Origin of the sequence: Saccharothrix texasensis (assembly GCF_003752005.1) — a bacterium.
GTDB lineage: Bacteria > Actinomycetota > Actinomycetes > Mycobacteriales > Pseudonocardiaceae > Actinosynnema > Actinosynnema texasense.
In genome coordinates this window covers 6,698,018-6,718,024 of the sequence record NZ_RJKM01000001.1, presented here as the reverse complement: position 1 = coordinate 6,718,024, position 20,007 = coordinate 6,698,018, and the positions used below count along the sequence as shown (strand labels likewise).

Sequence of the window (20,007 nt, the reverse complement as noted above, 5' to 3'; positions counted from 1 at the left end):
CGACAATCAGGCCCGAGGCCCCTGGCCAGGTCCAGCCGGCATCCGGGAGTATGGCGGGGTGGGAGCCGACGTCGACCTGGTGGTACCGGTCAAGACCCTGCGACGGGCCAAGACCCGGCTGGTCGGCGCCCGGCTGGACCGCCCGGCGCTGGCCCTGGCGTTCGCGGTGGACACCATCGCCGCGGCGCTGCCGACCGTCCGCCGTGTGGTGGCCGTCACGTCCGACCCGTCGGTCGTCGCGGAGCTGCGGGCGCTCGGCGTCGAGTCGATCCCCGGCCCCGAGGGCCTGAACGAGTCCCTGCGCCACGGCTTCGACGTCCTGCGGTCCCGCGACCCCGCCTCCGCGATCGGCGCACTCCAAGCCGACCTGCCGGCCCTCCGGACCGCGGAGCTCGCCGCCGCCCTCGCCGCCGCGCGCGGCCGCTCGTTCTGCCCGGACCGCCAGGGCACCGGCACCACGCTGCTCCTGTCGGCCCCCGGCGGCGACCTCGCGCCCGCCTTCGGACCCGGCTCCGCCGCCGCCCACTCGACCTCGGGGGCCACGCCCCTGCTGGGCCCGTGGCCGTCGCTGCGCCACGACGTCGACACCGCCGACGACTTGCGCCTCGCCGCCGACCTGGGCCTGGGTCCGCGCACCGCCGCCGCCGTCACGCCCGTCGGCGGCTGAGACCCCGTTCCCCCGGTCCGGTCAGGACTCCTTGGGCTAGCTTTGCCCCGTGACCGACCACCCGACCGCGCGCGAGCAGGCCACGGTGAGCGCCCACCACCCCGACGGCTCGGCCACCGTGCTGCGCGACGACGGCGTGCTGGTCGACGTGACGGCCGAAGCCGTCGCCGAAGGCGGCTGGCGCTCGCTGCGCCCCGGCCAGCGGGTCGCGCTCGTGCGGGACGCCGCTGGTGACGTGCGCGGCGTGCTCCGCCCGGTGTGACGCGGAGTTCACTTCCTCGTCGGCTCAGCTCAGCGCGCAGCCGCCCATATTGGGGAACAATGCTGATCGTGAGCACGGAAGACACCCCCGACCAGCCCGCGCCGAAGCGACGGACGAGGACGCCGCGGACCGCGCCCGCCGCGAGCACCCCCCGCCGCCGACCGCGCCCGGCCACCCGCCGCGGCGCCGCCGGCACGCGTGCGGGCACGACGGCGGCCACGGCGCAGCAACCCGCGCCGGCCGACGGCGCGTCCCGGTCGTTCCCGAGCTCGCCGCCCGCGGTCACGGCCACCGAGGCCCAGGCCGACCTGCCCGACGACCGGTACTTCAACCGGGAGCTGTCCTGGTTGGACTTCAACGCCAGGGTGCTCGCGCTGGCCGAGGACGCCTCCCAGCCGTTGCTGGAGCGGGCGAAGTTCCTGGCCATCTTCGCCTCGAACCTGGACGAGTTCTACATGGTCCGGGTCGCGGGCCTGAAGCGCCGCGACGAGACGGGCCTCTCGGTGCGCAGCGCGGACGGGCTCACCCCGCGCGAGCAGCTGGCGAACATGTCCAAGCGCGCCCAGGGCCTGGTCGAGCAGCACGCCAGGGCGTTCCTCGACCACGTGCAGCCGGAGCTGGAGAAGCACGGCATCAGCATCGTCAACTGGGCGCAGCTCAGCGACTTCGAGCAGCTGCGGCTGTCCAACTACTTCACCGACCAGGTGTTCCCGGTGCTCACACCGCTGGCCGTGGACGCCGCGCACCCGTTCCCCTACATCTCCGGCCTGTCGCTGAACCTCGCCGTGACGGTGCGCGACCCGGAGGGCGGCGCGGAGCGGTTCGCGCGCATCAAGGTGCCGGACAACGTGCCGCGCCTGGTCCGCGTCGAGAGCGACCGGACCAGCCCGACGGCGACGTTCCTGCCGTTGGAGGAGCTGATCGCGGCGCACCTCGGCGAGCTGTTCGCGGGCATGCAGGTGATCGAGTGCCACGCGTTCCGGGTCACCCGCAACGCCGACCTGGAGGTCGAGGAGGACCAGGACGAGGACCTGCTCAAGTCGTTGGAGCGGGAGCTGGCGCGCCGCCGGTTCGGGCCGCCGGTACGGCTGGAGATCGCCGACGACATGACCGAGCACATGCTGGAACGGCTGCTGCGCGAGCTGGAGGTCGACCCGCACGACGTCGTCCAGGTGCCCGGCCTGCTGGACCTGTCGTGCCTGTGGCAGCTCTACAGCGTGGACCGCAAGCAGCTCAAGGACGCGCCGTTCGTGCCCGCGACGCACTCGGCGTTCGGCGAGCGCGAGACGCCCAAGAGCATCTTCGCCACCCTCCGCGAGGGCGACGTGCTGGTGCACCACCCGTACGACTCGTTCTCCACGTCCGTCCAGCGGTTCATCGAGCAGGCGGCGGCCGACCCGCGCGTGCTGGCCATCAAGCAGACGCTGTACCGCACGTCGGGCGACTCCCCGATCGTCGACGCGCTGATCGACGCGGCCGAAGCGGGCAAGCAGGTCGTGGCGCTGGTGGAGATCAAGGCGCGGTTCGACGAGCAGGCGAACATCAAGTGGGCGCGCGCGCTGGAGAAGGCGGGCGTGCACGTCGTCTACGGCCTGATGGGGCTCAAGACGCACTGCAAGACCTCGCTGGTGGTGCGGCAGGAGGGCTCGCGGATCCAGCGGTACTGCCACATCGGCACCGGCAACTACAACCCGAAGACGGCCCGGCTGTACGAGGACATCGGCATCCTCACCGCCGAGCCGACCATCGGCGCGGACCTCACCGACCTGTTCAACGTGCTCACCGGGTACGCCCGGCAGGACCACTACCGCAGCCTGCTCGTCGCGCCCTACGGCGTGCGGCGTGGGATCGTGGAGCGCATCGAGCGCGAGGTCGAGCACGCCCGGGCGGGTGCGCCCGCCGGTGTGCGCATCAAGGTGAACTCCCTGGTCGACGAGCAGGTCATCGACTCGCTGTACCGGGCGTCGCAGGCCGGCGTGCGGGTGGACGTGGTGGTGCGCGGCGTGTGCGCGTTGAAGCCGGGCATCAAGGGGCTGTCGGAGAACATCCACGTCCGGTCCGTCCTCGGCCGGTTCCTGGAGCACTCGCGGGTGTTCCACTTCGTCGGCTCGGGCGAGCACTGGATCGGCAGCGCCGACATGATGCACCGCAACCTGGACCGGCGGGTGGAGGTGCAGGTGCGGGTGACCGACCCGAAGCTCACCGCGCAGCTCGACGCGATGATGGACTCGGCGCTGGAACCGACCACGCGGTGCTGGGTGCTGCAACCGGACGGCGAGTGGGAGGCGTCGCCCGCGGACGGCACCAGGGTGCGCGACCACCAGACCGAGATGCTGCGCACCCACCGCGCGATCGGGTGAGTCGGTGATCCGGGCAGCGGGCGCCGTGCTGTGGCGCGAGGGTTCCGTGGCGGTCGTGCACCGGCCGCGGTACGACGACTGGTCCCTGCCGAAGGGCAAGCTGGACCCCGGCGAGACCGTGCCGGCCGCGGCGGTGCGCGAGGTGCTGGAGGAAACCGGGTACCACGCCGTGCTGGGTCGGCACCTGAGCCAGGTGTCGTACCGGGCTTTCGGCAAGCCGAAGGTCGTGGACTACTTCAGCGCGCGGGTCGCGTCGGGCGAGTTCACGCCGAACGACGAGGTGGACGAGCTGCGGTGGGCCCCGGTGGCCGAGGCGGCTTCCCTGGTGACGAAGGACACGGACCGCTCGGTGCTGGCGGCGTTCGCGGCGGAGCCCACCGACTTGGCCACCGTGCTGCTGGTGCGGCACGCGAAGGCGGGCAAGCGGGACAACTGGCCCGGTGACGACGACCTGCGGCCGTTGAGCTCGGCGGGGTGGCGGCAGGCCGGCGGGTTGCGGTCGATGCTGCCGCTGTGGGGGCCGGTGCGGGTGCACTCCGCGCCCAGGGTGCGGTGCGTGGAGACCGTCCAGGGGGTGGCGGAGGACCTGGGCATCGGCGTGCTGCTGGAGCCGAGGTTGTCCGAGGAGGGGTTCTGGCCGGATCGCGAGGCCGGGTTGGTGCGGCTGCTGGAGATCGCGGACGGCCCCGGCACACCGGTCGTGTGCAGCCAGGGCGGGGTGATCCCGGACATCGTCTCCACCCTCGCCGACCTGGGCGGTCTGTCGTTGGACGGCACGCCGTGCAAGAAGGGCAGCGCGTGGCTGCTGGCGTTCCGGCGGCCGGAGCCGGGCTGGTCCACTTCGGACTCGCACACGTCCTGGCCGCGGCTGGTCTCGGCGCACTACTTCCCCACCGCGCTGCCCGCCCCGACCGCCTGATCCGGCCGGCCCACTAGGCCGGTCGGGTCACGCCGGGAGTCCGTTCGAGCATCGCGGGTTCGCCACCGGCGACCCGCGATCCGGGCGTGCGATCCGGGCGGCGGGCCACGCCCCGGCCCGTGCCGAGCGTTCGACTCGGCTGTTCCGAACGCAGGACACGGCTGTTCCGAACGCAGGACACGGGCGTTCCGGAGGTAGGACACGCGTGGGTTCGGGGTTCCGAGGGGCTGAAGAGGTCGCTGCGGGGCCGGGACAGGGCTGGTAGGGGGAGAAAAGCGCCAGGGCCCGGTGCGCGTCCGCACCGGGCCCTGAGCGTCTGTTGCGTGCCTGGCCGGTGATCACCCGGCCCGACTTCACTTCTTCTTGGCCGGGGCCTTCTTCGCCGCGGCCGCCGGCTTCGCGGCTGCCGCCGCCGGCTTCGCGGCTGCGGCCGTGGTGGCCTTCGCCGTCGTCGCCTTCGCCGTGGTGGCCTTCTTCGCCGCCGCGGGCTTGGCCGCGGTCGCCTTCGCCGTCGTCGCCTTCGCGGCGGTGGCCTTGGTCGCGGTGCTCTTGGCAGGCGCGGCCTTGGTGGCGGTGGCGGCGGGCTTCGCAGCCGCGGCGGTCCGGCGGGTCGCCGGCGCCTTGGTGGCTGCCGCAGCCGCACGCGTGGCCGTACCGGTGCTGCGCGTCGCGCGCGCAGTGGTGGTACGAGCGGTGGTGCTGCGGGTCGCCGGCGCCTTGGTGGCAGCGGCCGGCTTGGCCGCCGCACCGGCGGCGGCGGGCTTGGCGGCCGTCACGCGCGGCAGCTTCTTCGTGCCGCTGATGACGTCCTTGAACGTCGAACCCGCGCGGAACGCGGGCACGTTGGTCTTCTTGACCTTCACGGTCTCACCGGTGCGCGGGTTGCGAGCGGTGCGTGCCGCACGGGCGCGCTTCTCGAAGACACCGAAACCGGTGATGTTGACCTTCTCGCCCTTGTGGACGCTGCGGACGATGACGTCGACGATGCCGTCGACAGCGGCAGCGGCGTTCTTCTTGTCGCCAAGGCGCTCGGCGAGCGCCTCGATGAGCTGGGCCTTGTTCACCTTCAGTCCCTCCCAGGACGCTCACGGCCCTAGTCGGGCCGACTGATTGCCCACGGTAAGCCCATATGCAAGGAAATACCAATCGCCACGCCAGATTTCTTGTTGTGGCGTGGGCAATTACGACCTGTCGAGGGACACCCGGGCGGCCGGCGGAGGGATCGAAGGGGTCGGATTCCCGCTGTTCGGAGGGAATGCGACCCCTTCCCCGGTCACCCCGCGGGCAGCGGATCGGTAGTCGGCAACCAACCCTGCCTGCGCTGCTCGAACTCCGTGATGTCGTCGGCGTGGCGGAGGGTCAGGGCGATGTCGTCCAATCCCTCCAGCAGCCGCCAGCGGGTGTACTCGTCGACGGTGAAGGGGGCGGTGAAGTCCTTCGCCACAACCGTGTTCCGGGTGAGGTCGACGGTCACCTCGGTGCCCGGCTCGTTCTCCAGCAGCTTCCACAGCAATTCGACATCGGACTGCTCGCACTGGGCCGCCACGAGGCCCTGCTTGCCCGCGTTGCCCCGGAAGATGTCGGCGAACCGGGACGAGATGACCACCCGGAAGCCGTAATCCATGAGCGCCCACACGGCGTGCTCCCGGGACGACCCGGTGCCGAAGTCGGGCCCGGCGACGAGCACGCTGCCCGCCCGGAACGCTTCCTGGTTGAGCACGAACTGCTCGTCACCGCGCCACGCGGCGAACAGGCCGTCCTCGAAGCCCGTGCGGGTCACGCGCTTGAGGTAGACGGCCGGGATGATCTGGTCGGTGTCCACGTTGGACCTGCGCAGCGGAACGCCGACCCCGGTGTGCCTGGTGAACGCTTCCATGTTCCTAGAACTCCCTCAGACCAGGTCGGCGGGCGACGACAGCGTGCCGCGCACGGCGGTGGCGGCGGCCACGAGTGGCGAGACCAGGTGGGTGCGCCCACCCTTGCCCTGCCTGCCCTCGAAGTTGCGGTTGGAGGTCGACGCGCTGCGCTCACCCGGCTTGAGCTGGTCCGGGTTCATGCCCAGGCACATCGAGCAGCCGGCCTGGCGCCACTCGGCGCCCGCCGCCAAGAACACTTCGTGCAGTCCTTCGGTCTCGGCCTGCGCGCGCACCCGCATGGACCCGGGCACGACGAGCATCCGCACGCCGTCGGCCACCTTGTGGCCGCGCAGCACGTCCGCCGCCGCCCTCAGGTCCTCGATGCGGCCATTCGTGCACGAGCCGAGGAAGACGGTGTCGACGTGGATGTCGCGCAGCGGGGTGCCCGCTTCCAGGCCCATGTAGGTCAGGGCCTTCTCGGCGGCCACGCGCTCGTTCTCGTCGACGATGGCCTCGGGGTCGGGCACGCTGGCGCTCAGCGGCAGGCCCTGGCCGGGGTTGGTGCCCCAGGTGACGAACGGGGTCAGCTCGTCGGCGTCGAGGCGGACCTCGGCGTCGAACTCGGCGTCGTCGTCGGTGCGCAGGGTCTTCCAGTACTCGACCGCCGCGTCCCAGTCCGCGCCGGACGGCGCGTGCGGACGGCCCTGGATGTAGTCGAACGTGGTCTGGTCCGGCGCGATCATGCCCGCGCGGGCGCCCGCCTCGATCGACATGTTGCACACGGTCATGCGGGCTTCCATGGACAGCGCCTCGATCGCGCTGCCCCGGTACTCCAGGACGTAGCCCTGGCCACCGCCGGTGCCGATCTTCGCGATCACCGCGAGAATGATGTCCTTGGCCGTGACACCGGGCTGCAACTCCCCGTCGACCGTGATGGCCATGGTCTTGAACGGCCGCAGCGGCAGCGTCTGGGTGGCCATCACGTGCTCCACCTCGGACGTGCCGATGCCGAACGCCAACGCGCCGAACGCGCCGTGCGTCGACGTGTGGCTGTCACCGCAGACGACCGTCATGCCGGGCTGGGTCAGGCCCAGCTGCGGGCCGACGACGTGCACGATGCCCTGCTCGGCGTCGCCCATCGGGTGCAGCCGCACGCCGAACTCCGCGCAGTTCTTGCGCAGCGTCTCGACCTGCGTCCGCGACACCGGGTCGGCGATAGGGAGCTCGATGTCGATCGTCGGGACGTTGTGGTCCTCGGTGGCGATCGTGAGGTCCGGGCGGCGGAGCCCGCGCCCCGCCAACCGCAGGCCGTCGAACGCCTGCGGGCTGGTCACTTCATGCAGCAGGTGGAGGTCGATGTAGAGCAGGTCCGGCTCCGCGCCACTGCCGTGGCGCACGACGTGTGCTTCCCACACCTTCTCCGCGAGCGTGCGGCTCATCGCAACTCTCCCAAGATCTGGACAGTCGATAGATCTGGACTTCCCAGACAGTGGGAAGTTAGTATCGGCTTGTGGGACAGCATAGCGGGATCGGCGTGCTCGACAAGGCAGTGGCCGTCTTGAACGCCGTCGCAAAGGATCCGTGTGGGCTCGCCGAGTTGTGCAACCGGACGGGCTTGCCGAGGGCTACCGCGCACAGGTTGGCGGTCGGGCTCGAGGTGCACCGGTTGCTGCGACGGGGTTCCGACGGCCGCTGGCGTCCGGGCGCGGCACTGGCGGAGTTGGCGGGCGGTGCCACCGACCCGCTGCTCGACGCGGCGTCCTCGGTGTTGCCGAGGTTGCGCGACATCACGGGAGAGAGCGTCCAGTTGTACCGGCGGGACGGGATGCAGCGGATCTGCGTGTCCTCCGCGGAACCACCGAGTGGTTTGCGCGACACCGTGCCGATCGGCGCGCGATTGCCGATGACGGCGGGTTCCGGCGCGAAGGTATTGGCGGCGTGGTCCGATCCGGGAACTCAGCGGTCCGTTCTCGCCGACGCCGTTTACGGCGAGCGCACATTGTTGGAAGTGCGTCGCCGGGGTTGGGCACAATCGGTGGCGGAACGGGAACCGGGTGTGGCGAGCGTTTCCGCGCCGGTCCGGGACAGCACCGGCACGGTGGTCGCCGCGGTGTCGGTTTCCGGCCCCATCGACCGCATGGGCCGCCGTCCGGGCGCCCGCTGGGCCGCAGACCTCCTGGCAGCCGCCGAGGCCCTCCAGAGCCGTCTCTGAGGCCTGGCTTGCACTAACGGGCTCCCGTTCCCGCTACACGCCGATCGGTGACGGGAACGGGAGCCCGCTTGCGCGGGGGTGCAGGGGGCGAAGCCCTCCTGCCCGGGGTCCGGGGGTGGGACCCCCGGTGTAAATGCGAAAGATCCCTGTTTCGCATAAGCGAAACAGGGATCTCCCTGATCTGTAGCCCCGATGGGATTCGAACCCACGCTACCGCCTTGAGAGGGCGGCGTCCTAGGCCGCTAGACGACGGGGCCAGGAACTTTCGATATTCACTTTAGCAGATCTTGTCTTGCTGTCCTGCGTTGCGAGTAGCTTACCACACTTGGTTTCGCACTTCGCAGCTGGGGTACCAGGACTCGAACCTAGACTAACTGAACCAGAATCAGTCGTGCTGCCAATTACACCATACCCCATTGGTTTCCCGGTTCGACTCCCTGTCGGTCTTGCTCAGGGGGCCTCTCCGTTCCGCCGGGAGGAATACTAGACCACGTACCCGGCGGAACGGAAATCGGGGTCACGCGGAGGCGGCGGACAGCTCGCAGACCAGCAGTTCCGGCAGCTCAGCGAGGCTGGTGATGGCGGAGATGCCGGCGGGCAGCACGCCTTCGCGCGGGCCCTGGCGGTTCAGCCACACGCCCCTCATGCCCGCGTCGCGGGCGCCGATCGCGTCGGCGTGCAGCCGGTCGCCGATGTGCACCGTGTCACCCAGGTCCACGCCGAGGTCCGCGCACGCGGTGTCGAAGATCACCCGGTCCGGTTTCGCCGCGCCGACCTCGCCGGCGATGAGGACCGTGTCGAAGTACTGCGCGAGCCCCAGCGAGGCGATCTTCACCCGCTGGTGGTTGCCTGAGGCGTTGCTCACGGCCGCCATGGGCAGACCGGTGGCCCGCAACCACTCGAGGCAGGGCACGACGTCGGGGAACAGCCGCCAGCCGGACGCGAGGACTTCCTGCCGGCGCAGTTCCCGGCGGGTCGCCTCCTCCTGGTCCAACTCCTCGCCGAGGGCCGCGAAGAAGGCACGGGTGCGGATGTTGCGCATCGTCTCGTACTCGAGCTCGCCGGCGAGGAGCCGTTCGCAGTGCTCATCCGTGATGCGCTGCCACAGCGGCCAGGCGTCGGCGTTGCCGACCATCGCGGCCAGGGCGGCCCGGGACGAGGTGCTGTAGTCGACGAGGGTGTCGTCGACGTCGAGGCACACGGCCCGGATCTCGCCGGTTCTCCGAGGGGTGAAGGTCGGGGCTGCGGTTGTCACCCCGTGAGGCTAGGTGCGGTCGCCCCTCGTCCGACTCGACCAGAGAGGTGATATCTAGGGGTTCTTGCACGGTCAAGCACCCCTGAACCGCCCGAACGCACCAGTCAGATTGCCCCGAGCGCGCGGCGCAATCGCCCGATCGAGCGACTCCGACCCAGTAGTTCCATGGATTCGTACAGTGGCGGCGAGACGGTACGGCCCGTCACGCCGACCCGCACGGGGGCGTACGCCCTGCGCGGTTTGAGGCCCAGTCCGTCCACAAGCGACACCTTCAGCGCCTCCTCGACGGAGGCGGCCGTCCACTCCGGAAGCGGCTCCAGGGCGGCGATGGCCGCTTCGAGCACGGGCCGCGCGTCCGGGCCCAGGGCCTTGGCCGCCGAGTCCTCCTCGGGCGCGAAGTCCTCCTCAGCGACGAACAGGAACCGCACCATTCCGGACGCTTCGGACAGCACGACGAGCCGCTCCTGCACGAGCGGCGCGACGCCCGACAGCAGGGCGACCTGCTCCGGCGTCGGCTCGGCCGGCAGCACACCGTCCTTGACCAGGTAGGGCAGCACGCGGCTGACGAAGTCCTCGACCGGCAGCGCGCGCAGGTGCGTGGCGTTGATCGCCTCGGCCTTCTTCAGGTCGAAGCGGGCCGGGTTGAGGCTGACCTTGTCCAGCTCGAACGCCTCGACCAGCTCGGTCACGGTGAAGATGTCGCGGTCGTCGGCGATGGACCAGCCGAGCAGCGCCAGGTAGTTCAGCAGGCCCTCGGGCAGGAACCCGCGGTCGCGGTAGAGGAACAGGTTCGACTGCGGGTCGCGCTTGGAGAGCTTCTTGTTGCCCTCGCCCATCACGTACGGCAGGTGGCCGAACCGCGGCGTGAACGTGGTCACGCCGATCCGGGTCAACGCCCGGTACAGCGCGATCTGGCGCGGGGTCGACGGGAGCAGGTCCTCGCCGCGCAGCACGTGCGTGATGCCCATCAGCGCGTCGTCCACCGGGTTCACGAACGGGTACAGCGGGTCGCCGTTGGCGCGCAGCAGCACGGGGTCGGGCGTGTTGCCCGCCTTGAACGTGATCTCGCCGCGCACGAGGTCGTCCCAGGTGATGTCCTCGTCGGGCATCCGCAGCCGCAGCACCGGTTCGCGGCCCTCGGCCCGGAACGCGGACTTCTGCTCGTCGGTGAGGCCGCGGTCGTAGCCGTCGTAGCCGAGCTTCGGGTCCTGGCCCGCGGCCTTGCGGCGGGCCTCGATCTCCTCGGCGGTGGAGAACGACTCGTACAGCTCGCCCGCCTCGAACAGGCGCTTGGCGATGTCGGCGTAGAGGTCGCGGCGCAGGCTCTGCCGGTACGGCGCGTGCGGGCCGCCGACCTCGGGGCCCTCGTCCCAGTCCAGACCGAGCCACCGCATGGCTTCCAGCAGCGAGAGGTACGACTCCTCGGAGTCGCGGGCCGCGTCGGTGTCCTCGATCCGGAACACCGCGGTGCCGCCGGTGTGGCGGGCGTACGCCCAGTTGAACAGGGCGGTGCGAATCATCCCCACGTGGGGGGTGCCGGTCGGCGACGGGCAGAAGCGGACGCGGACCTCTGAAGATGCTGCTGATGCGCTCATGACCCGATCAGAGTATCGGGCTTGACCGGGGCGTCGCGCAGGAGCATCCTGAAGTTATTCAACTGGTGTTGAAAATGTGAGGGGTGGACCATGGAGAGGACAGGCGTCGTGGTCGTCGGGGGCGGCCCGGCCGGCATGGTGGCCGGGTTGGTGCTGGCCAGGGCCGGTGTCGAGGTGACGGTGCTGGAGAAGCACGGCGACTTCCTGCGCGACTTCCGCGGCGACACGGTGCACGCGTCGACGCTGACGCTGCTGGACGAACTGGGCCTGGGCCCGTCGTTCGCGGCGGTGCCGCACCAGCTCGTGGACCGGATGCAGGTGCTGCTGGACGCGGGCCCGCAGACGATGGCCGACCTGCGCAGGCTGCCCGGCGCGCACAAGCACATCGCGTTCGTGCCGCAGTGGGACTTCCTCGACCTGCTGGCCGACGCGGGCAGGCGCGAGCCGTCGTTCGCCCTGCGGATGAACACCGAGTTCACCGGCCTGCTCGAGAAGGGCGGCAAGGTGACGGGCGTGCGCTACCGCACGGCGTCGGGCGAGACCGGCGAGCTGGCCGCGGACCTGGTCATCGCGGCCGACGGCCGCGCTTCGCTGGTGCGCGAGCAGCTCCGGCTGCCGGTGCGCTCGTTCGGCGCGCCGATGGACGTGTGGTGGTTCCGGCTGCCGCGCGAGGAGGGCGAGCTGAGTGGCGCCACCGGCCGGTTCGGCCGGAGCGACGGGCTGGTGCTGATCAACCGGGGCGACTACTTCCAGTGCGCGTACCTGATCCGCAAGGGCACCGACGAGCTGCTGCGGTCCGAGGGGGTCGCCGCGTTCCGGCGGCGGATGGCGACACTCGTGCCGTGGTTGGAGGAGCGGCTGGAGACCCTCGAGTCGCTCGACGACGTGAAGCTGCTCGACGTGAAGCTCGACCGGTTGCGGCGCTGGCACGCCGACGGCGCGCTGTGCATCGGTGACGCGGCGCACGCCATGTCGCCCATCGGCGGTGTCGGCATCAACCTGGCCGTGCAGGACGCGGTGGCCGCCGCGACGCTCGTGGCCGGTCCGCTGCGCCGGGGCGAGCTGGACCAGAAGGTGCTGGCCAAGGTGCGGCGCAGGCGGTGGCTGCCGACCGCGGTGACGCAGGCGATCCAGCGGCGGATCCAGGACTCGTTCCTCAAGCCGACGCTGGCGGGCACGTCGAGCGCGGCGCGGGGCCGGGTGCCGCGGCCGATCCGGCTGATGCAGCGGTTCCCGCGGCTCCAGGTCGTGCCCGCCTACCTGGTGGCGATCGGGCTGAGGCCCGAGCACGCGCCGCGGTTCGCGCGGCGCGCGCCCGAGCGCATCGAGCGGAGCTGACGCCTCAGCGGTTGGTGACGGTGTTCGTCAGCGTGCCCAGGCCCTCGACGGTCACCGAGACGCTCTGCCCGGCGGTCAGCGGGCCGACGCCGGCGGGGGTGCCGGTGAGGATCACGTCCAGCGGTCGCAGGGTCATCACCGACGAGATGTACTCGATGAGCGCGGGGATGTCGTGCACCAGCATCGAGGTGCGCGAGTCCTGCTTGACCACGCCGTCCACCTCGGTGCGGATGGCCACGTCGGACGGGTCGAAGTCGGTCTCGACCCACGGCCCCAGCGGGCAGAACGTGTCGAAGCCCTTGGCCCGCGTCCACTGGCCGTCGGCCTTCTGCAGGTCGCGCGCGGTGACGTCGTTGGCGATCGTGTAGCCGAGGATCGACTGGCGGGCGCGCGAGGCGGGGATGTCCCGGCCGCCGACGCCGACGACCACGGCCAGCTCGCCCTCGAAGTCGACCCGCTCGGACACCGCGGGCAGCTTGATGTCCGCGTTCGGCCCGATCACCGCGGTGTTGGGCTTGAGGAACATCAACGGGCTGTCCGGCACCTCGTTGCCCAGCTCGGCGGCGTGCTCGGCGTAGTTGCGGCCGATGGCCACGATCTTGGGCGGCAGGAACGGCGCCAGCAGTCGGACGTCGGCCAGCGGCCACCGGCGACCGGTGAACGTCGGGTTGGCGAAGGGGTCGTCGGCGATCTCGACGGCGGTGAGGTCGTCGCCGTCGCCTTCGATCGCGGCGAAGGCCAGGCCGTCGGGTTGGGCGATACGGGCAATGCGCACGAGATCACCCTAACCGGCGGCTGGAAACCGCACCGCGCGTGCCTAGCGTCGGAGGGATGCGAACCCTGCTGCTCGTCCTGACCCTGCTCGTCGCCGCGGCCGCGCCCGCCGCGGCGGCCACCGCCGCGCTGCCGACCCCGCTGGAGGCCGGCACCGCCCTCTACCCGGCCAACGGCACGCGCTGCGCCAACGGCTTCAACGTCCGCGGCCACCTGCTCGTGTCGCCGTCCTGCGGGACGGTCGGCACCACCGTCCGCGGCCCCGGCATGGTGGACATAGGCCCGATCGTCGCGGTCCGGACGACCTACGCGGTCGTCCGGATCACCAACACCGCGGCCTGGGTCCAGCGGCCCACCATCGCCGGTGGGTCCGGCACCATCACCGGCTCGGCGGAGACGCCCGTCGGCGGCCAGGTCTGCGCGGCGGGCCGCACCACCGGGTTGCGGTGCGGCGCCGTGCAGGCCAAGAACGTGACCGTCAACTACCCGGAGGGGGTCGTCTACGGGTTGACGCGGACGACCGTGTGCACCGAGCCCGGTGACCAGTGGGCCCCGGTGTTCACCGGCTCGCAGGCCCAGGGGCACTCGCTCGGCGGCAGCGGCAACTGCTCGGTCGGCGGCTCGTCCTTCTTCTACCCGCTCAACCGCATCCTGGCCGAGAACGGGTTCACGCTGGTGACGGGCTGACCCGCAGCGCCTTGTGCACGAGCGCGTCGCACAGGGCGAGCCAACTGGCCTCGACGATGTTGCCGTGCACGCCCACGGTGGTCCACTCGCGCTCGCCGTCGGTGGACTCCACCAGCACGCGGGTGACGGCGTCGGTGCCGTGCTCGGCCGAGTTGTGGGAACCCGGGAGGATGCGCACCTTGTAGTCGTTCAGCTCCACCACGTCCAACCACGACAGGTGGGGCAGCAGCGCCTTGCGCAACGCCGCGTCCAGCGCGTGCACCGGGCCGTTGCCCTCGGCGGTGGCGATGACGCGCTCGCCCGCCACGTGCACCTTGACCGTGGCCTCGGACACGATCGAGCCGTCCTGGTGGTGGTCGAGCACGACGCGGTACGACTCGAGCGTGAACGGCGGCGCGCCCAGGTCGGACATCTCCGCCTTGAGGAGCAGTTCCAGGGAGGCGTCGGCGGCCTCGAACGACCAGCCGCCCGCCTCCAGCTCCTTGACCTTGCGCACCACGTTGGTGAGCGCGTCGGGCCGGCGGGTCAGGTCGATCCCGAACTCACGTCCCTTGAGCTCGAGACTGGCCCGACCCGCCATCTCGGTGACCAGCACCCGCATGTCGTTGCCGACGGTGTCCGGATCGATGTGGTTGTACAGCTCCGGGTCCACCTTGATCGCGCTCGCGTGCAGCCCCGCCTTGTGGGCGAAGGCCGACGACCCGACGTAGGCCTGGTGGGTGTCGGGCGCGATGTTCGCGATCTCGGCCAACGCGTGGGAGACCCGGGTGAGCTCGGCCAGCGACTCGTGCGGTAGCACCTGCAGGCCCAGCTTGGTCACGAGGTTCCCGACGACGGCGAACAGGTCCGCGTTGCCCGCCCGCTCGCCGTAGCCGTTGGCGGTGCACTGGACGTGGGTCGCCCCCGCCTGCACCGCGGCGATGGTGTTGGCCACCGCGCAGGACGTGTCGTCCTGGCAGTGGATGCCGACCCGGAAGCCCGTGCGGGCTACCACGTCGGCGACGGTCTCGGCCAGGCCCAGGGGCAGTTGGCCGCCGTTGGTGTCGCACAGCACGACGACGTCCGCGCCACCCTCCACTGCGGACTCCAGCACCCGCAGCGAGGTGTCGGGGTCGTGGGCGAAGCCGTCGAAGAAGTGCTCGGCGTCGAGGAAGACCCGGCGGCCCTCGTTGACCAGGAAGGCCACGGTGTCGCGGACCATCGCGCAGTTCTCCGCCACGTCGGTGCGCAGGGCCTTCTCGATGTGCCTGCGGTCGGACTTGGCGACCAGCGTCACGACCGGCGTCCGGGCCTCCAGCAGCGCCCTGACCTGCGCGTCCTCCTCGACCTTGACGCCCGCCTTGCGGGTGGAGCCGAACGCGACGAGCTGCGCGTGCTTGAGCGTCAGCTCCCCCGCCGCGGCCCTGGCGAAGAACTCGGTGTCCTTCGGCATGGCGCCCGGCCAGCCACCCTCGATGAAGCCGACGCCGAGCGAGTCGAGCAGGCGGGCGACGGCCAGCTTGTCGTTGACCGAGTAGGAGATGCCCTCGCGCTGGGCACCGTCCCGCAAGGTCGTGTCGAAGACGTGGAATGAATCGCCGAGGGGGGTCACGAGAGGGCTCCTGGGGGTCTGGAGAAAACAAAAAGACCCCCCGCAGGATGCGAGAGGTCGGCGCGTCGGGTGCTTCGAGGGAGCACTACCCGACGCGCTGGGAAATAATGGTCGCGGTGTGGAGAGCCACGTCGCCGATGGTGCCACAACCCGTCCGCGGATACCAAGCCACGGACGGGTCGTCCCACATCATGGGTGGTAGCTATCGACCAGGAACCTGGCGAACGCCTCGATCGCGGCGGGGTTGCGAGGGCTCTCCACCAGGGCCGCGTACGGCAGCACGAAGAAGCGCCCGGCCTTGATGGCGGGCACGTCGGCCAGCGGCGGGTAGGACGTCAGGAACGCCCGCTTCTCGTCCGGTGTGGTCGCCTCGCCGTCGGCGTAGTCGTTGATCAGGACGACGTCCGGCGCGCGGTCCACGACGGCCTCCCAGCCGACCGTGGTCCAGCTGTCGTCGAGGTCGCCGAAGATGTTGTCGCCGCCCGCCTTGCCGATGATGTCGTGCGGCGCGGCGTTGCGGCCCGACGTGAACGGCTGGTCGAGGCCGCTGTCGTAGAGGAACACCTTCGGCCGGCGCCCCTTGACCAGCGCCTCGGCGTCCTGCACCTGCTTGCGGTAGCCCGCGATGAGGGCCTCGGCCTTCTCCTGCACGCCGAAGACCCGGCCGAGGTTGCGCAGGTCGGTGTAGAGGGCGTCCAGCGGCGGCATGATGCCGCGCTGCTGGCCGACGCCGTTGCGGCACGCCTCGGTGAGCTGGTAGGTGGCGATGCCGAGGTCGTCGAGGGCGTCCGGGGTGAAACCGGTGGCCTCGGAGAAGCCGTAGTTCCAGCCCGCGAAGACGAAGTCCGCCCCGGCGCCCTGGACCAGCTCCTTGGTGATCTGCTCGCCGAGGTTCGGCACGCGGTCGAAGTCCGCTTTCCACGGCGACGAGGCGACGTCGCCCGCCTGGCCGCCGCCGATCACGTAACCGGCCATCCGGTCGCCGAGGCCGAGCGCGAACATGAGCTCGGCGATGCCGGTGTCGTTGGTGACCACCCGGGACGGTGTCGCGTACGAGACCTCCTGGCCGCAGTTGGTGACGGTGACCGCGTCGGTGGCGGCGGTCGGCGTGATCTGCGCGCCGCAACCCGTCGTGAGGAGGAGGGCGAGGGCGACGAACTTCTTCACTTCGGTGGGCTCCTAGTGCTCGAACAGCAGTTGTGGCGCGCCGCTGGTGGGGTGGCGGACGACGTGCGCGCGGACGTGGAAGACCTCGCGCAGCACTTCGGGGGTGAGCACGTCGTCCGGTTTGCCGCTGCGCACCACCCGGCCGCGGTCGAGCACGTGCAGGCGGTCGCAGTAGGCGGCGGCGAGGTTGAGGTCGTGCAGGACCGCGAGGACGGTCACGTCCAGGCTCCGGACCAGCGAGAGGACCGCGAGCTGGTGGCTGATGTCGAGGTGGTTGGTGGGTTCGTCCAGGACCAGCACCTGCGGCTCCTGGGCGAGGGCGCGGGCGATGAGCACGCGCTGGCGCTCGCCGCCGGAGAGGCTGAGGAAACCCCGGTGGGCGAGGTGCGAGGCGTCCACCCGGGACAGTGCCCCGGCCACCACCTCGTCGTCGCGGTCGGGGGTGGCGCGGTGCGGGAGGCGGCCCATCGCGACGACCTCGGTGACCGTGAAGTCGAACTCGACGCGGCTGTCCTGGGTGAGCGCGGCGAGGTGCCCGGCGGTGTCGCGGACCTTCATCGCGGCGATGTCCCGGCCGCCGAGGCGGACCACTCCCCCGGACGGCGCGAGCGCCCGGTACACGCAGCGCAACGTGGTGGACTTGCCGCTGCCGTTGGGCCCGACGATGCCGTGCACCTCGTGCGCCGGCGCGTGCAGGTCGACGCCGTGGAGGATGTCGGTGACCGCGAGGTTCTCCAGCCGGACGTCCATCAGCGACCGCCGAACACGTAGCCGCGGCGGCGCATCAGCAGGATGAAGCACGGCACGCCCAGCGCGGCCGTGATGACGCCGAGCGGCAGCTCCTCGGGCGCGGCCAGCAGCCGTGCGGCGACGTCCACCCAGATGAGGAAGCACGCGCCCGCCAGCGGCGCGACGGCGAGCACCTTGCGGTGGTCCGCGCCGACCGTGAGGCGGACCAGGTGCGGCAGCATGAGGCCCACGAACCCCACCGCGCCGCTGACCGCGACCAGCACACCGGTCATGGCGGCCGTGACGCCGAACAGCGCCTTGCGGGTGCGGGAGACGTCGATGCCGAGGGTGGTGGCGGTCTCGTCGCCCATGGACAGGGCGTTGAGGTGCTTGGCGCGGGTCCGCAGGTAGGCGACGCCGGCCAGCACGACCGCGGCGGCGACGGGCAGCGAGCCCCACGTGACGCCGCCGAGGCTGCCGAGCAGCCAGAACATCGCGGCGCGGGCGGCCTCGCCGCGGGGCGACTGGAAGACCAGCAGCATGGCGACGGCCGAGAAGCCGTAGGCCAGGGCGGTGCCGGTGAGCACCAGGCGCAGCGGGGCGAGGTCGCGGCCGGCGACCACGTAGACCAGGGCCATCGCGGCGAGCGCGGCGAGGAACGCGGCCGTGGACAGGGCGTAGACGCCGAGCGAGGCGAACAGGCCCGTGGTCACGACGGCGGTGGCGCCGACGCTCGCGCCGGAGGAGATGCCGAGCACGTACGGGTCGGCCAGGGCGTTGCGGACCATGGCCTGGATGGCGACGCCGACCACGGACAGGCCGGCGCCGACGACGGCGGCGAGCAGGACGCGGGGCAGCCGGATGTCCCACACGATCCGGTAGGGCCCCGCTTCGGCGGCGTCGATCGTGCCGCCGGTGAGCGCGGCGCCGAGGAAGCGGAGGACGTCGCCGAACGGGACGTTCACCGGGCCGAGCGCGACGCCGGCGACGACCGAGACGGCGAGGACGGCGGTGAGGACGAGGCACAGGCCCGCGGTGGGCGGGCGGCGCGGCGTCGACTGCGGGGTGCGCGGTGTCGGCGGCGGGGTGCGGTCGGCCGTGCCCCGGTTGCTGGTGGAGGTCACCGGTCGCCTTTCGGACGGGTGGCCCAGACCGGCCACCCGCACCCGCTCGCGGCAGGCCGGCGCACCCGTCCCGCAGACCACGGCAGGAGTTGGAGCTTCTTCCCACCGCCCACGGGTGATCGGGCTCGCCGAGCCTGGTGCAGCACTCGGCCTACCGTTGCGGGTCAGCGCCGGAATTCGACCGGACTTCCCCCACGGGCGGCACCGGCGACCATACGGCCCGTCACGCGGTCAGGGCCACCACGACGTCGCCGTGGTGGCCCTGATCACGTGTGCCGAGCGGTCAACTCGGGTGTTCCGAACGCAGGACACGCGTGTTCCGGACGTAGGACACGCGCGCCCCGGAGGTGGGGCTCCCGCCGGTCAGCCCGTCCTCACGTTCGAGGAGACCAGGGCGGCCAGGCGGTCGCCCACCGCGTAGGTGGCGCCCGGCGACGAGTGGTCGCGAGTCGCCAGGTCGAAGGCCACGGAGGCCTCGATCCGCCGAGCGGCTTCCGACTCGCCCAGGTGGTCGAGCATCAGCGCCACCGACAGCACCGCGGCCGTCGGGTCGGCGATGCCCTGCCCGGCGATGTCCGGCGCGCTGCCGTGCACCGGCTCGAACATGCTCGGGTTGCGCCTGGTCACGTCGAGGTTGCCCGACGCCGCCAGCCCGATGCCGCCGGTCACGGCCGCCGCCAGGTCGGTCAGGATGTCGCCGAACAGGTTGTCCGTCACGATCACGTCGTACCGGCCCGGGTCGGTCACCAGGTGGATCGTCGCCGCGTCCACGTGCTGGTAGGCCACCGTCACGTCCGGGTGCTGCAACGACACCTCCTCCACCACGCGCGACCACAACGACCCGGCGTGCGTGAGCACGTTGGTCTTGTGCACGAGCGTGAGGTGCTTGCGCGGCCGGTTCGCGGCACGGGCGAACGCGTCGCGCACCACCCGCTCCACGCCGAACGAGGTGTTGATCGACACCTCGGTCGCGATCTCGTGCGGCGTGTCCTTGCGCAGGAGGCCGCCGTTGCCGGCGTACAGGCCCTCCGTGCCCTCGCGCACCACCACCATGTCGATCTCGGGCGGGTCCGCGATCGGGCTGCGCACGCCGGGGTAGAGCCGCGCCGGGCGCAGGTTCACGTGGTGGTCGAGCTCGAACCGGAGCCGCAGCAACAGGCCGCGTTCCAGGATTCCGCTCGGCACCGACGGGTCGCCCACGGCGCCGAGCAGGATCGCGTCGTGTTGACGGAGTTCCCCCAGCACGGACTCCGGCAGCAACTCACCTGTGGCGTGCCAGCGCGCCGCGCCGAGGTCGTAGCGGGTGATCTCAGCCGCTGGAACGACCTCACCGAGCACCTTCAGGGCCTCGGCGACGACCTCGGGCCCGATCCCGTCTCCTGGGATCACTGCGAGCCGCATCCACACACCTCCCAGGTATAAGTCCCATTGCGCGGGACTAGTTTCCTTTGCGAAAGGCTACCGGTCCGAG

18 protein-coding genes and 2 tRNA genes are annotated in these 20,007 nt (G+C 71.4%); 7 read left to right on the top strand and 13 right to left on the bottom strand.

From position 1 onward, the window contains the following. Nucleotides 1-58 precede the first annotated feature (58 nt). From cofC to EDD40_RS29915, 4 genes are read left to right on the top strand one after another with little or no spacing between them, the layout of a single operon-like run. Nucleotides 59-667, top strand: coding sequence for a 2-phospho-L-lactate guanylyltransferase (cofC, locus tag EDD40_RS29930; RefSeq protein WP_123745894.1), 609 nt, complete (start codon nt 59-61; stop codon nt 665-667). 49 nt (nt 668-716) lie between these two features. Beyond that, a complete protein-coding gene (locus EDD40_RS29925; RefSeq protein WP_123745893.1) occupies nt 717-929 on the top strand; it encodes a hypothetical protein in 213 nt (70 codons plus the stop codon). A 59-nt stretch (nt 930-988) separates the two neighbouring features. Beyond that, nucleotides 989-3,289 carry an RNA degradosome polyphosphate kinase gene (locus EDD40_RS29920; RefSeq protein WP_201437019.1) on the top strand — a complete coding sequence of 767 codons (2,301 nt, stop codon included), beginning with the start codon at nt 989-991 and terminating at the stop codon, nt 3,287-3,289. Between the two features lie 7 nt (nt 3,290-3,296). After that, nucleotides 3,297-4,208: an NUDIX hydrolase gene (locus tag EDD40_RS29915; RefSeq protein ID WP_123748378.1), complete on the top strand. Its 912-nt coding sequence runs from the start codon at nt 3,297-3,299 to the stop codon at nt 4,206-4,208. Between the two features lie 353 nt (nt 4,209-4,561). On the opposite strand, the gene EDD40_RS29910 is transcribed toward EDD40_RS29915, so the two are convergent. The 3 genes from EDD40_RS29910 to leuC form a co-directional block, all read right to left on the bottom strand. Next, on the bottom strand, nt 4,562-5,272 hold the full coding sequence (locus tag EDD40_RS29910) for an HU family DNA-binding protein (RefSeq protein WP_123745892.1): 711 nt from the start codon (nt 5,270-5,272) through the stop codon (nt 4,562-4,564). Between the two features lie 209 nt (nt 5,273-5,481). Further along, nucleotides 5,482-6,084 carry a 3-isopropylmalate dehydratase small subunit gene (leuD, locus tag EDD40_RS29905; protein WP_123745891.1) on the bottom strand — a complete coding sequence of 201 codons (603 nt, stop codon included), beginning with the start codon at nt 6,082-6,084 and terminating at the stop codon, nt 5,482-5,484. A gap of 15 nt (nt 6,085-6,099) precedes the next feature. After that, nucleotides 6,100-7,503 carry a 3-isopropylmalate dehydratase large subunit gene (gene leuC / locus EDD40_RS29900; RefSeq protein WP_123745890.1) on the bottom strand — a complete coding sequence of 468 codons (1,404 nt, stop codon included), beginning with the start codon at nt 7,501-7,503 and terminating at the stop codon, nt 6,100-6,102. 71 nt (nt 7,504-7,574) lie between these two features. Between leuC and EDD40_RS29895 the strand changes: the two genes are divergently transcribed. Continuing rightward, on the top strand, nt 7,575-8,276 hold the full coding sequence (locus EDD40_RS29895; protein ID WP_170185238.1) for an IclR family transcriptional regulator: 702 nt from the start codon (nt 7,575-7,577) through the stop codon (nt 8,274-8,276). A gap of 184 nt (nt 8,277-8,460) precedes the next feature. Here EDD40_RS29895 and EDD40_RS29890 read toward each other — a convergent pair. From EDD40_RS29890 to gltX, 4 genes are all read right to left on the bottom strand, one after another. Beyond that, a tRNA-Glu gene (locus EDD40_RS29890) sits at nt 8,461-8,533 on the bottom strand. 87 nt (nt 8,534-8,620) lie between these two features. Then, nucleotides 8,621-8,692, bottom strand: a tRNA-Gln gene (locus EDD40_RS29885). 101 nt (nt 8,693-8,793) lie between these two features. Then, complete coding sequence (locus tag EDD40_RS29880; protein ID WP_236594468.1) at nt 8,794-9,531, bottom strand: HAD family hydrolase; 738 nt, start codon at nt 9,529-9,531, stop codon at nt 8,794-8,796. Between the two features lie 104 nt (nt 9,532-9,635). Next, the gene (gene gltX / locus EDD40_RS29875; RefSeq protein ID WP_123745888.1) at nt 9,636-11,126 is read right to left on the bottom strand and encodes a glutamate--tRNA ligase; all 1,491 of its coding nucleotides are present in this window, start codon (nt 11,124-11,126) and stop codon (nt 9,636-9,638) included. 90 nt (nt 11,127-11,216) lie between these two features. Between gltX and EDD40_RS29870 the strand changes: the two genes are divergently transcribed. Further along, entirely contained in the window at nt 11,217-12,464 is a 1,248-nt protein-coding gene (locus EDD40_RS29870) for an FAD-dependent oxidoreductase (RefSeq protein WP_123745887.1), read from the top strand. A 4-nt stretch (nt 12,465-12,468) separates the two neighbouring features. Here the strand turns inward: EDD40_RS29870 and EDD40_RS29865 are convergent, their stop codons facing one another. Further along, complete coding sequence (locus EDD40_RS29865) at nt 12,469-13,239, bottom strand: fumarylacetoacetate hydrolase family protein (RefSeq protein WP_123745886.1); 771 nt, start codon at nt 13,237-13,239, stop codon at nt 12,469-12,471. 56 nt (nt 13,240-13,295) lie between these two features. On the opposite strand from EDD40_RS29865, the gene EDD40_RS29860 reads away from it, so the two are divergent. Next, entirely contained in the window at nt 13,296-13,925 is a 630-nt protein-coding gene (locus EDD40_RS29860; protein ID WP_123745885.1) for a S1 family peptidase, read from the top strand. Here the strand turns inward: EDD40_RS29860 and cimA are convergent. The 5 genes from cimA to EDD40_RS29835 form a co-directional block, all read right to left on the bottom strand. Beyond that, entirely contained in the window at nt 13,906-15,516 is a 1,611-nt protein-coding gene (gene cimA, locus EDD40_RS29855; protein ID WP_123745884.1) for a citramalate synthase, read from the bottom strand. The genes EDD40_RS29860 and cimA overlap by 20 nt on opposite strands. Before the next feature lie 189 nt (nt 15,517-15,705). Further along, nucleotides 15,706-16,683 (bottom strand): ABC transporter substrate-binding protein, encoded by a 978-nt coding sequence (locus EDD40_RS29850; RefSeq protein WP_123745883.1) that lies wholly within the window; start codon nt 16,681-16,683, stop codon nt 15,706-15,708. Nucleotides 16,684-16,695: 12 nt separating this feature from the next. Next, nucleotides 16,696-17,433, bottom strand: coding sequence for a heme ABC transporter ATP-binding protein (locus EDD40_RS29845; protein ID WP_123745882.1), 738 nt, complete (start codon nt 17,431-17,433; stop codon nt 16,696-16,698). Continuing rightward, nucleotides 17,433-18,440 carry a FecCD family ABC transporter permease gene (locus tag EDD40_RS29840; protein WP_123748375.1) on the bottom strand — a complete coding sequence of 336 codons (1,008 nt, stop codon included), beginning with the start codon at nt 18,438-18,440 and terminating at the stop codon, nt 17,433-17,435. Before EDD40_RS29840 ends, EDD40_RS29845 begins: the two co-directional genes overlap by 1 nt. 459 nt (nt 18,441-18,899) lie before the next feature. Beyond that, the gene (locus tag EDD40_RS29835; RefSeq protein WP_123745881.1) at nt 18,900-19,937 is read right to left on the bottom strand and encodes a 3-isopropylmalate dehydrogenase; all 1,038 of its coding nucleotides are present in this window, start codon (nt 19,935-19,937) and stop codon (nt 18,900-18,902) included. Between the last annotated feature and the right edge of the window lie 70 nt (nt 19,938-20,007).